The 13,286-nt window shown below is 56.0% G+C and carries 9 protein-coding genes and 1 tRNA gene; 9 read left to right on the plus strand and 1 reads right to left on the minus strand.

Going from position 1 to position 13,286, the window contains the following annotated elements; genetic code table 11:
• Positions 1 to 12 precede the first annotated feature (12 nt).
• The gene (polA, locus tag VL197_04715; protein HUJ17275.1) at positions 13 to 2,703 is read right to left on the minus strand and encodes a DNA polymerase I; all 2,691 of its coding nucleotides are present in this window, start codon (positions 2,701 to 2,703) and stop codon (positions 13 to 15) included.
• A 1,104-nt stretch (positions 2,704 to 3,807) separates the two neighbouring features.
• On the opposite strand from polA, the gene VL197_04720 reads away from it, so the two are divergent.
• From VL197_04720 to VL197_04760, 9 genes are all read left to right on the plus strand, one after another.
• Positions 3,808 to 3,882 (plus strand) — tRNA-Thr (locus VL197_04720).
• A gap of 152 nt (positions 3,883 to 4,034) precedes the next feature.
• Positions 4,035 to 4,559 carry a CDP-alcohol phosphatidyltransferase family protein gene (locus tag VL197_04725; GenBank protein HUJ17276.1) on the plus strand — a complete coding sequence of 175 codons (525 nt, stop codon included), beginning with the start codon at positions 4,035 to 4,037 and terminating at the stop codon, positions 4,557 to 4,559.
• 93 nt (positions 4,560 to 4,652) lie between these two features.
• On the plus strand, positions 4,653 to 5,087 hold the full coding sequence (locus VL197_04730) for a hypothetical protein (protein HUJ17277.1): 435 nt from the start codon (positions 4,653 to 4,655) through the stop codon (positions 5,085 to 5,087).
• A complete protein-coding gene (locus VL197_04735; GenBank protein HUJ17278.1) occupies positions 5,088 to 6,380 on the plus strand; it encodes a DUF512 domain-containing protein in 1,293 nt (430 codons plus the stop codon).
• Entirely contained in the window at positions 6,377 to 7,228 is an 852-nt protein-coding gene (locus VL197_04740; protein ID HUJ17279.1) for a shikimate dehydrogenase, read from the plus strand. Before VL197_04735 ends, VL197_04740 begins: the two co-directional genes overlap by 4 nt.
• A 107-nt stretch (positions 7,229 to 7,335) precedes the next feature.
• Entirely contained in the window at positions 7,336 to 9,177 is a 1,842-nt protein-coding gene (gene pilB, locus VL197_04745) for a type IV-A pilus assembly ATPase PilB (GenBank protein HUJ17280.1), read from the plus strand.
• Between the two features lie 46 nt (positions 9,178 to 9,223).
• Positions 9,224 to 10,327 (plus strand): type IV pilus twitching motility protein PilT, encoded by a 1,104-nt coding sequence (locus tag VL197_04750; protein ID HUJ17281.1) that lies wholly within the window; start codon positions 9,224 to 9,226, stop codon positions 10,325 to 10,327.
• Positions 10,328 to 10,354: 27 nt separating this feature from the next.
• Positions 10,355 to 11,566 (plus strand): type II secretion system F family protein, encoded by a 1,212-nt coding sequence (locus VL197_04755; GenBank protein HUJ17282.1) that lies wholly within the window; start codon positions 10,355 to 10,357, stop codon positions 11,564 to 11,566.
• A gap of 86 nt (positions 11,567 to 11,652) precedes the next feature.
• Positions 11,653 to 13,284: an ATP-binding protein gene (locus VL197_04760; GenBank protein HUJ17283.1), complete on the plus strand. Its 1,632-nt coding sequence runs from the start codon at positions 11,653 to 11,655 to the stop codon at positions 13,282 to 13,284.
• Positions 13,285 to 13,286: the final 2 nt, after the last annotated feature.

Consider the following 13,286-nt stretch of genomic DNA (forward strand, 5'->3'; position numbering starts at 1 on the left):
CGGCATGGCCGCTCAGTGCGCTTCATCCCAGTTTCTGCCGGCTGCCAGATCGATCTTGACCGGGACGTCGAGCCGGACGACGCCCTCCATTTCCTCCCGCACCAACTTCTTCATGATCTCGATCTCGCCGTCGGGTACTTCGAACACGAGCTCGTCGTGGACCTGCAGGATCATCTTCGTGGACAACCGCTCACGGGACATCCGCCGGCTGATGCGGATCATCGCGATCTTGATCATATCTGCAGCCGTGCCCTGAATAGGCGTGTTCACCGCTGTACGCTCCCCGAAATTCCTCACCGGCGCCGAGGATGAGGACAGCTCCGGGATGAAGCGCCTGCGACCGAACAGGGTCGTGACGAAGCCGTTCGTCCTGGCATTCTGGATCGTCCTGTCGATGAACGCACGCACGTTTGGATAGCGACCGAAATAGTTGTCGATGTATCGCTTGGCCTCCGCATTCGATACGCCGATATCCTGGGCCAGTCCGAAGGCCGAAATGCCATAGATGATGCCGAAGTTGACCGCCTTCGCCTTGCGTCTCATCTCCGGAGTGATCTCCTTTGCGTCGAGTCCGAATATCTCTGAGGCTGTCCGGGTATGAATGTCCTCGTCGTCTAGGAAGGTCCGGATCAGCACGGGATCGCCGCTCAAGTGGGCAAGCACGCGGAGCTCGATCTGCGAATAGTCCGCTGAAATGAGGCTCGATCCCGACTCGGCGATGAACGCCTTTCGGATTTCCCTGCCGAGGTCGGTGCGGATAGGGATGTTCTGCAGGTTCGGCTCGCTACTCGACAGTCTGCCCGTCGCCGTGACCGTCTGGTTGAACGACGTGTGGAGCCTGCCGGTCCGCGGGTTGATCATGGCAGGCAGGGCGTCGACATAGGTCGATTTGAGCTTAGCCAGCATACGGTATTTCAGTATCTCCGCGGGCAGGGGATGCAGGTGGGCAAGATCCTGGAGGACGTCTACGTTCGTGGAAAATCCCGTCTTCGTTTTTTTGGTCGGCGTCAGCCCGAATTTACCGAACAGGATATCAGCGAGTTGCTTCGGGCTGTTGATGTTGAATGCGGTGCCCGCGAGCTCATGGATCGTTGTCACGATCTTTGCCGTCTCCGTTTCAAGCCTGACGGACATGGATTTCAGGAACCCGGCATCGACCTTGACACCGGTCCGCTCCATCTCGACAAGAACTTCCATGAGTGGCATCTCGATTTCGCGGAACAGGACATCGAGCTTATGGTCTCTCAACTGAGGCTCAAGCACCTGCTTCAGTCGCAGCACGATTTCAGCGTCTTCTCCCGAGTATTCCGTAGCCGTCTTGACATCGACTTCTGAAAAAGGGATCTGCTTTTTGCCGGTTCCGGTTATGTCGGCGTAGGTCGTGGTCTTGTAGTTCAGGAACTCGAGTGCCAGGGCATCCAGGCCGTGGGATGGTCTCTCCGGATGAAGAAGGTACGACGCTATCATGGTGTCGAAGTCGATTCCCTTCACGTCGATTCCGTAGTGGCCCAGCACCAGAAGGTCGTATTTCAGGTTCTGGCCGACCTTTCTGATGGACGGGTCAGCGAGGAGAGGCCCCAGTCGCTCGAGAACGTGCTCCAGGGCCAGCTGTCCCTGCGCGCCGGGGCCCGTGTGGCGGAGCGGCAGATAATAAGCCACGCGCGGCTGCACGGCAATGGATATGCCCACCAGCTCTGCCAGGAGAGGATTCACCGACGTCGTCTCCGTATCCAGGCTGATTTCCTTCGAGGCGGACAGCAGGGCAAGCAGCTCATCAAAATCTTTTTCTCCGAGCACGGACCGGTACTCTTTACCCTGCTCGGGCTCCTGCGTGACATACTTCAGAAGTGAGGGAAACTCAAGCTCGCGCAGGAGAGCCAGAAGGGCCTGGCTGTCGGGCTCTTTCAAGGCCAAGGCATCGAGATCGATCTCGATCGCAATATCGGTGTGCAGCAGCGCGAGCTCGCGGCTCAACCGGGCCAGTTGGGCGTTCTCGATGAGCGATTGTCTCAGCTTCGGCCTCGCAATATCCTGTGCATGAGCAAGCAGATTCTCTATGGTCCCGTACTCCCTGATCAGGGCCTGGGCGGTCTTCTCGCCGATGCCCGGGACGCCGGGAATGTTGTCCGACGCATCGCCCATGAGCCCCATGACCTCGACGACGCGGTCAGGCCCCACGCCGAACCGTTCTTCCACGTCCTTCGCTTCGTAAACCTTCTCTTTGAGCGTGTCGTATACTTTGATATCCGGCCCCACGAGTTGGAGCATGTCCTTGTCCCCGGTGACGATAGTGACGGCGATTCCTTCAGCAATTGCCTTCCGGGCCAGCGTCGCGATCACATCATCGGCTTCCTGCCCGTCCCGGACGTAGACGGGGATGCGGAATGCATTGACCAGTTTATGGATAAAGGGGATCTGTGACGCGAGGTCCCGCGGCATCGGGGGTCGGTGAGCTTTATAATCCCTGAATTCGACATGCCGACGCGTGGTCCCCTTGGGATCAAAAGCGAGAGCGACCAGATCGGGCTTCTTTTCCTTGATCACTTTCATCAGCATATTAGCAAAGCCGAATGTGGCATTGGTAGGAAGGCCATATGATGTAGAGAGGTTCTTGATGGCATAAAAGGCGCGGTAGATATAAGAATTGCCGTCGATGATATAGAGGATTGATCTTTTTTTGCTGTTATTCTTATTTTGTGTCATGGCCGCGAGTATAAACTAAAAACATTTTAAAAACAATAAGATAAAAATCAGCTTAAATAAAGACTAAGTGGTGGATTTCGCTCACCATGCTCACTATCGCTCAAAAAAGATCTTGAATTCGACACTGATGGTTTATTATAACACATTGAATTATTAGGTTAAATAAATAACATGACCGTGGTATCTATATTGCAGCTAACTGCCTGGCAAACAAAGGTTTTTGGAGAATGAGATGGATTGCTTCGTTAAAAATGCTAACTTTGAACGGGTTGTGGCCGTTATGGACAGATTCCTGAGGGAACGGTATAAGAAGGTCTGTTCCTGTCCTCGTTGCGTAAATGATATTGCGGCGATCGCACTTAACTATCTACCACCCCATTATTATGGAAACCAAGAAGCCAGCAGGGAGATCGGTTCACCTTGGGTGATGGTTGAGGCCGCGGTGGTTGAAGCGATTGATCGGGTCATGGAGAATCCGCACCATCCTGAACTGTTGAGACACGCAAATTTATCCGATTCCCCAGTGATGACGTGTTGACATTATCGAGGGGGAATGTTATCCCTGTTTCGTTGTGAAGAGACTTCTCTGGACAGAATCCTGCGACCGATCTCTGCTACAGGTGTCATCGCGCGAACGCCTAGTATCTTGGAACCAACCACCTCGACCGGAACAGAACAAAGAATTTTCATTACGATCGTATGAATCCGGTGAGTCTCGCTTACAAAAACACCGTACCCAGGAGATGCAGCGGCTGTCATAGAGTCTGTACCACGGCTCACACAGGAGCCGTATCGCATTCTATACTGCTGACGGGGCACCCTTAAGGTACGAACTCACCACTGACGCGGTATACTTACCCCGGCTCGGGGCTCTTTGAACGGGGCAGTTGTTCGGCTGCGGCCTGTTATGTAGGCGCCCATCTCTAGAAGATGACAGCGCCGGGAAATTGATCGTACAGAAAGGGTAAAAGATCGGGCGCATCTCCCCGATGAATTGTTGCGGTGGGAATTCGCTCCCACCGTTTTTTGTTTGGGCAATTATAGACTTGACATGACGGGACAAAATGTTGTATAAGCAATCTCTCGCGAGCCCCTTGCATACATGCCGGCGTAGCTCAGTGGTAGAGCAGCTGATTCGTAATCAGCAGGTCGGTGGTTCAATCCCACTCGCCGGCTCCACTCCGTGTCATTGTTCCTCTGTTCTTCCCTGTGTCCCGCCTCGCAATTTTCTCTGGTAAAAAAGCGGCGAACAAAAAGAAAAATGTTGACAATACAAATAAATATGTTATAAATATACCATATTTTTTGTTCGACACCGCCAGGGGCTGCCGATGAACATTCCGAACTACATCACTCTGCTCAGGGTGATCTTGATCCCTTTTTTCGTTAATTTCATGATTTACGGCTATTACGGGGGAGCGCTCTTGGTTTTCGGGGCTGCCTGCTTGACCGACGCGCTTGATGGCCTCATTGCCCGGATGATGAACCAGAAGACCGCTCTTGGCGCTTTTCTCGACCCTATGGCGGACAAACTGCTCATCCTGGCCGCTTTTGTGACACTGGTGCTGCTTGGCAAGCTTCCAGTGTGGCTGGTCATTATCGTTGTGAGCCGAGATGCCATTCTGACGATGGGAAGTCTGATCATTTATTTTACGACCAATGAGTTGAAAGTCCAGCCCTCCCTGACCGGTAAACTGACCACGGTCATGCAGTTGGCAGTCGTGGTCTTGTCGCTGCTTTCCATGACCTATGATGCTAAGATGGAATTCGTGCGCTATCTCGAGTGGGGCACGGCCGCGGTCACGATCGCTTCGGGCACCCAGTATTTTCTGAGAGGATTGAGACTGGTAGAATAAACCGATCGCCGGGCCCTCCAGCAGGTGCTCGAGGCAAGAAAGAAACTGAAAGATGATCCCCTCATCGACCTTGGAGAATAACGGAGGCAACCTATGAAGATTTCAGAAATGATCAGGCAGGCACTGGAAAAGAAAGGTTTCCGGAACCTGAAGGATGCGTCAAAAGTCCTGGGGATAAGCCCTGAACTGCTTCGGGTCACGATCAATAAAGGCCACATCCCAAAAGACAAGACGCTCATCATGATCGCCAACAAGCTGAACCTCGACAAGTCGGTGCTGATCCTTGCCGCGCATCAGGAAAAAGTGCCTGCAGAGGTGAAGGGGTTCTTCCTGTCGCCGTCCCAGGCCAAGTTTCGGAGGGGGAAAAGGAAATACCCTCTTTCTGAAGAACAGATCAATTATCTCGAGAAGATCATGAGCGCCGACGAGATCCTCATGCTCAGAAAGTATCGCCAGGTCTCCGATGAGGCCAGGACCCAGATCACGGGCTACGTCGATTATATGTTCGCGTCCAAGAGGAGCGCATGATTGCTTGAGATCGTTCATGTCCAGCCCGGAAGTACAGCAGCGCGGTCGGGCCTCAATCCCGGCGACCGCATCGTATCAATCAATAACCAGAACGTCAACGATGTGATCGACTTTCAATTTCTCGTTGCTGATGAGAAACTGGCGCTGGTCGTCAGAACGGCTGCCGGCGCCCAGCGCAGGATCAATGTCCGCAAGCATCCTGATGACAGGCTCGGTCTTGCCTTCCCCCCGCTCCCGGTAAAACGCTGCCGTAACAAATGTATCTTCTGCTTCGTGGACCAGATGCCCCGGGGATGCCGGAAGACGCTTTACGTGAAGGACGACGATTATCGGGCGTCGTTTCTGTATGGCAATTTTATAACGCTGGGTGCACTTTCTGAGACGGATTGGGAGCGGATATTCCGGCAGCGGTTGAGCCCTCTGTACATTTCCGTGCATACGACCGACCCCGGGCTGCGGTCGTCCCTGCTGAGGAACAAGCAGGCTCCGGATATCATGCAGAGCCTGAAGCGTCTGGCCGCGGGCGGGATCAGGATGCACACGCAGATCGTACTGTGCCCCGGGATCAACGACGGCGAACACCTGTCCCGGACCCTCTCCGATCTGGCCACTCTCTTCCCCGCAGTCGCTTCGATCGCCGTGGTCCCGGTCGGGGTCACCCGGTTCAGGAAAGGCCTGTTCAGTCTCAGTTCCTTCACGCGTCGAAGGGCTTTCGCGGTTCTGCGCTCCGTCAACAGCTTCGGTGACCGGTTCAAGAAGAGGTACGGGACTCGTCTGGTCTTCCCTTCCGATGAATTCTATATCAAGGCTCAGGAACCCATTCCGCCTCCGTCGTTCTACGAGGACTTCCCGCAGATCGAGAACGGCGTCGGTTTGGCTGCAACCTTTTTGCGCGAGGTCTCAAGGAGCCGGCTCCCGTCGCGGATGCCTCCGGTCTCTGCCACGGTCGTTACCGGCGTTTCCGCCAGCGGCATTTTGGACATCGTGCTCGCCCGAATGAGAACGATCGAGGGAGTGACGATGCGAAAAATCATCGCGAAGAACCGTTTCTTCGGGCCCTCCGTGACCGTGACGGGTCTCCTGACCGGTTCCGATATCCTGCATGCCCTGCGAGGCAAACGGCTGGGTGATGTGCTTATCATCCCGTCGTCAGCGCTGAACGAGGATGAAGCCCTGTTCCTGGACGGTATGAGCCTTGAACAGCTTCAACGGCAGGTTCGGGTGAAAGTCGTGGTCGCTGAGGGGTTCAAAGGGATGATGAAGGCGCTGCGAAGCACAGGGGGACGAGCATGATGATTTCCGGCAAGACGAAGATTTTTGGCATATTCGGCCATCCCGTCGAGCACACCTTTTCACCGGGGATGCACAACGCCGCATTCAGGAAACTGGGGATGAACGCATGCTATGTTCCGTTTGCGGTCCATCCCGAACGGCTTGCCGAGGCGGTCGGGGCCGTCGTGCCGCTTAATCTCCGGGGAGTGAACATCACCGTGCCGCACAAGGAGAAGGTCATCCCCTATCTCCACGAACTTTCGCGGGAGGCGGGGCTCATCGGCGCGGTGAACACCCTGGAGATACGGGAAGGCAGACTGATTGGTCATAACACGGACGGGAGGGGATTTCTCCGCTCTCTCGGGGAGCAGGCGCGCTTCAACCCGAAAGGCAAGTCATTTCTCTGCATCGGTTCAGGAGGCGCGGCACGTGCTGTGGGGTTCAGCCTCGCGCTCGCGGGTGCATCGTGTATCCGGTTCCATGATCTCGATCACGATAAAGCGGGGACGCTCGCCCGGGATATCCGTATAAAAACCCGTGTCGACGTTCAGGCAATCACCCGGGAGTCGCTTGCGACAGCCGCGGCCGGTGCGGACTGCCTGATCAACGCTACCCCCCTTGGTTTGAGGAAGGCGGATGCACTTCCGCTGCCCTCCTCCCTCATTCACGCACGGCATCTCGTGTGTGATCTTGTATACAACCCGCCGCAAACGCCCCTGTTGAAGCAGGCTCGTGCCAGAAAAGCAAGGACCCTCACGGGACTCGGAATGCTTCTGTATCAGGGTGTCATCGCATTTGAAATCTGGACAGGAGTAAAGGCGCCGGTGACGGTCATGCAGTCGGCATTGAAGCGGCAGATCCGGGACTGAAAAACTCCCGGGCGAGCCGTATGCCGGATCCGAGGTCTTACCTTGACAGGACTGGAGTATTTCAGTAATATTATGTACTATATATTTATGAAGGAGTTGCTATGGCTATGTCCGGTAGGCTCGGCGCGATGCTGGTATCGTCGGGCCTGATCACTGATGATCAATTGAAAAAGGCGCTATCCTCCCAGAAGACGGAGGGCGGCAGACTGGGGTCGATTCTCGTAAAACTCGGCTTTGTGCAGGAAGACAAACTGATGACCTTTCTGAGCAAGCAGTACGGCGTCCCCTATGTGGATCTGAACAAGTTCGAGATCAATCCCACCGTCATCAAGCATATCCCCGCCGACGTAGCCCAGAAATACCGGATCATGCCCATCAACCGGGCGGGCGCGACGATTACGATCGCCATGGTAGACCCGTCTAACATCTTCGCCATTGACGACATCAAGTTCATGACCGGTTACAACGTAGAAGCAGTGGTGGCAACCGAGGGCGCGATCGTTGAGGCCATCAAGAAATACTATGGCGGCGGCAAGGCCCTGGTGACTGCCCGTGGCGGAGCCGCGGTCGCGACCAAGGATGACAAGAGACTCACCCTCGATGCCAAGGATTACGATATGACCGACGAGAGTGAGAACGAGTTTGTTGACGAACTCGATACCGGCGGCGAAGTAGACATTGATGACTTTGACAGCCTTGTCCACGGCGCGGTCGATGAACTCGAGGTTGTCGAGGATCAGGGCCTTGATCAGCTTTCCGCGGAGGTCGAGGCTCCGATCGTCAAGCTCGTGAACGGGATCCTGCTCCGGGCGGCGAACATGGGAGTGAGCGACATTCATATCGAGCCCTATGAGAAAAAATTCAGGGTCCGCTATCGGCTCGACGGTGTCCTGACGACGGTCATGGGACTTCCCATGAAAATCAAGAACGCCATCATCTCGAGGGTGAAGATCATGTCCAGCCTCGACATCGCCGAGCGGCGGCTTCCGCAGGACGGCAGGATCAAGCTGAAGATGGGGAAGAGCAAGGTGATGGACTACCGTGTTTCGGTGCTTCCCTGCCTCTTCGGAGAGAAGATCGTGCTTCGTCTCCTGGACAAGTCCAACCTGCAGCTGGATATGACCAAGCTCGGCTTCGACGAGGACCAGCTCAAGGACTTCAAGGACGCGTTGAACAGACCATACGGCATGGTCCTCGTGACGGGTCCTACGGGAAGCGGCAAAACGACCACGCTCTATTCGGCCCTGAGCGAGCTCAATACCGACGATGTCAATCTCCTGACCGCGGAGGACCCGGTTGAGTTCAATCTCATGGGCATCAACCAGGTACAGATGAAGGACGAGATCGGGCTTAATTTCGCCGCGGCCCTCCGCTCGTTCCTCCGGCAGGACCCGGACATCATCATGGTGGGCGAGACCCGAGATTATGAGACGGCAGAGATCGGCGTGAAAGCCGCCCTCACGGGACACCTTGTCCTCACGACGCTCCATACCAATGACGCACCGAGCACGATCAACCGAATGCTGAACATGGGTGTTGAACCCTTCCTCGTGTCATCGGCGGTGATCCTGATCGTCGCCCAGCGTCTCGTGCGAAAGGTCTGCCAGAACTGCAAGAAGCCTGAGAAGATCCCCGTGCAGGCGTTCATCGATGCGGGGTTCGATCCCGAAGAGGCGAAGACGGTCGTCAGCCATAAGGGCGAGGGCTGCACCGTGTGCAACAAGACCGGGTATAAGGGCAGGGTCGCGCTCTACGAAGTGATGCCGATCAAGGACGAGATCAAGGAGCTGGTCCTGCAGGGCGCGTCGGTCTTTGATATCAAGAAGCAGGCCATTACCGGGGGCATGAAGACGCTCCGGCGAAGCGGCCTGTTGAAGGTAAAGAGCGGTCTGACCTCACTGGAAGAGGTCATTGAAAATACCTTCCCCGACAATCAGGAAAGCAGGTAGTCAGGCTGGTCGGGAGTTCACATTCCGGGAAGAAGGGGTTCTGTTCATGGCCAATCTGCACGATCTGCTGAAGTATATGATAGAAAAAGGGGCTTCCGATCTCCATATCACCACGGGAATCGCGCCGTCCATACGCGTCGACGGCAAGATGAAGCCCATCCCCGGCCTGGAGCCCCTTACCGGGACGCAGACCAAGGACCTCTGCTACAGCATCCTGACCGATGCCCAGAAGCACAAGTTCGAAGAGAACAGCGAACTTGATCTCTCCTTCGGCGTCAAGAACCTCTCCCGTTTCCGCGCGAACATGTTCGTGCAGCGCGGCGCCGTTGCCGCAGCCATCAGGACAATCCCGTTCAAGATAAAGACCTTTCAGGAACTGGGGCTTTCGGAAGTCGTGTCCGATCTCTGCAAAAAGCCCCGGGGGCTCGTCCTGGTCACGGGCCCGACGGGAAGCGGCAAGTCGACGACGCTTGCCTCCATGATCGACAAGATCAACAGCGAGCGGCAGGAACATATCATAACGATCGAAGACCCCATCGAGTACCTCCATCCGCACAAGAAGTGTCTCGTGAACCAGCGCGAGGTGAATGCCGACACCAAGTCATTCAAGGATGCGCTCAAATATATCCTGCGTCAAGACCCTGATGTGGTGCTCGTGGGTGAGATGCGCGACCTCGAGACCATTGAGGCCGCCCTGACCATCGCCGAAACCGGCCACTTGACCTTTGCGACACTCCATACGAACTCTGCCGCTCAGACGATGAACCGCATCATTGATGTGTTCCCGCCGCACCAGCAGTCCCAGGTTCGGGCCCAGCTGTCCTTTGTCCTCGAAGGCGTGATGTCGCAGCAGCTCATTCCGAAAATCGGCGGCGGCCGCGTGCTCGCTCTCGAGATCCTGGTCCCCAATTCGGCGATCCGCAACCTGATCCGCGAGGACAAGATCCACCAGATCTATTCGCAAATGCAGACCGGACAGTCAAAGTTCGGAATGCAGACATTGAACCAGTCGCTGTATGACCTGTATGTGAAAAAGATGATCTCCTATGAGGATTGCGTGGGCCGGTCTTCGGTCCCGGATGAGCTCATTCAGATGCTGAGCCGGTCCGGTCTCGCGTCCAGTCAGGTTGTTCAAAAGGATTATCGCTGATTCATTAAAGGGGACCTGGGGTAAACTATGGCTACCGTATTCACGTGGGAAGGGAAAACCCGGCAGGGGACCGTGCAGAAAGGGGAGCTGTCTGCCAGCAGCAAGGAGGAGGTCTTTACCCTGCTTCGCAAGCAGAACATCCTTCCCATCAACGTTTCGGCAAAGTCCAAAGAAATCAAGCTCAGCTTCGGAGCTCAGAAGATCCAGGACCGGGATATCGTCATATTCACCCGCCAGCTTGCGACGATGATCGACGCAGGATTGCCGCTGGTCCAGTGCCTCGACATCTTGGGAGCGCAGACCGAGAACCCGACGCTCGCGAAGACCATTGTGCAGGTAAGGACCGATGTCGAAAGCGGTTCCACCTTTGCGGATGCACTGAAGAAACATCCCAAGGCCTTCGACAACCTGTACGTGAACATGGTGGCCGCTGGCGAGGCAGGAGGCATCCTGGACACGATTCTCCAGCGGCTCGCCGCCTATATGGAAAAATTCGCGAAGATCAAGAAGCAGATCAAGTCAGCCATGGTCTACCCGGCGGTCATCCTGTTCGTCGCCGTTGCCGTCGTCGCCCTGCTGCTGGTCGTCGTCGTTCCGATGCTCGCTGCCATGTTCGCCGAATCGGGCCAGGCGCTGCCGCTGCCCACGCGGATCGTCGTTACCGCGAGTAATTTTTTAAAGGGGTGGGGCGGGCTGAGCGTTCTCATAGTGCTCGTCGGCCTCTTCATCGGCATCAAACAGGCGAGGAAAACCGAGAAGGGTCTCAGGGCAACCGATGGGATTGCCCTTAAGATGCCGGTAGCGGGAGATCTGATCCGCAAGGTAGCGGTCGCCAAGTTCACCCGGACGCTCGGGACGCTCATGACCAGCGGCGTGCCGATCCTGGAAGGCCTGCTGATCGTGGCCAGGACTGCGGGCAACAAGGTCGTCGAGGAGGCGATCCTCACCACGCGGCAGAGCGTCAGCGAGGGTAAGACCCTGGCGGAGCCGCTCACCAAATCGAAGGTATTTCCGCCCATGGTGACGCAAATGATCTCTGTGGGAGAGGCAACGGGCGCGCTCGACAGCATGCTCACCAAGATCGCTGATTTCTATGACGAGGAGGTCGATGGCGCCGTCGCCACGCTTACGTCGCTGCTCGAACCCATACTGATGATCTTTCTCGGGACGACGGTCGGCTTTGTCATCATCGCCATGTATATGCCCATCTTCCAGATGGGTTCTGTTGCGGGTAAATAACCGACGTGAACCGGGAATCCACAAGGAACAGAGAGGAATACTACGGGAGAATAAAGTGGCTTATCGTTAGCAGGGCCTCCCTGGTGATGCTGCTGCTCGGCACCCTGATCTTTTTTCAGCATGAATACAACATTTATCCCATCCGGACCGCTTTACTCTCCTATTTCGTTTTTGTCGTCGCCCTCCTGACCTGGATCTACTGGTACCTTCTGCAGAGAATCACGAACCTGCCCCTGTTCGCCTATGTCCAGATCGGCGTCGACATCTGTCTTGTAACGATCCTTGTCCATCTCACCGGGGGGATTGACAGCAACCTGTCGATCCTCTACCACCTGACGATCATTTCGGGAAGCATCGTCGTTTATCGCCGGGGAGGCTATATTGCGGCATCGCTCGCCAGCATACTGTATGGCGGAATGCTGGACATGCAGCATTACAGCGTTCCGGGTTTTGTCCGGAGCCTGAACTTCACCGCGATGCAGGTGCTGTCCCTCGTCTTTATCAACATCCTCTCCTTTTACAGCGTAGCTTTTCTGAGCGGGTATCTCGCCGACCGGCTTCGCAAGACCCGGCAGGAACTCAGGGAAAAGAGCATGGACTTTGAGGACCTCCGCGCCCTGCAGGACCATATCCTGAAGAGCGTGGGCAGCGGCATCATCACCATGTCCCTGGAAGGCACGATTACCTCCTGCAATCCTGCGGCGGAACAGATCACCGGGTACAGCTATGCCGAGATCAAGGGCAGGCTTGAAGACATTTTCGGAAACAGCATCAAGGGGCTGTTCGGGCACACGGAGGACCTCAAGGAACGGCCTTTCCGGTTTGAGGGCGAAATCATCAAAAAAGACGGACACACGGCTATTCTGGGCATGGTCGCTTCGCTCCTGAAGGACGAAATGAACAGCGTGCGGGGCATCATCCTTATTTTTCAGGACATCACCAAGATGCTCCAGATGGAGGAGCAGGTCAGGAGACAGGACCGGCTGGCCACGGTCGGAAGCCTCGCCGCGGGCATCGCCCACGAGATTCGCAACCCCCTGGCCTCCCTGAGCGGATCAATCCAGGTCCTGCAGGGTGAATTGGACCTGAAGGGCGACAACAAGCACCTGATGGATATCGTGGTGCGCGAGACGGACAGGCTCAACTCGATCATCACGGAATTTCTGGAATATGCCCGTCCGAAAGCGAACCAGGATGAGCCGATTGTGCTGTCGTCGCTGCTGGCCGAGACGTGCACGCTCTTGCGGAACAGCAAGGAATTCGTTCCCGGTCTTGCCATCACCTGCGACGTCGATCCCCGGATAACCCTGCGCGGTGATGCACAGCGCCTGCGCCAGGTCTTTTGGAACCTGCTGATCAACGCGTGCCAGGCCATGCCGCGGGGGGGCTCCCTTCGCGTCACGGCATTCCCTTTTTCCCACATCGAGGACGACTCCAACTGGTGTGAGATCATCATCGCGGATGCGGGAGCGGGCATTGCGCCAGAGCATCTTGGGCGGATATTCGATCCCTTCTTTACGACCAAAAAGGGGGGGACCGGTCTCGGCCTTGCCATTGTCTATCGCATCATCGAAGACCACGGAGGGACCATAACGGTGGACACCCGGGAGGGGCAGGGAACGAAGTTCCGCATCAGGATTCCCATGATAGAAGAGATCCCGATCGCCGAGATGAAGAACGGAACGACGGGAAGTGCCGCCCTGAAAGGGGTTGTGTGACG

Source organism: Nitrospirota bacterium (genome assembly GCA_035516965.1).
In the GTDB taxonomy this organism is placed as follows: domain Bacteria; phylum Nitrospirota; class UBA9217; order UBA9217; family UBA9217; genus MHEA01.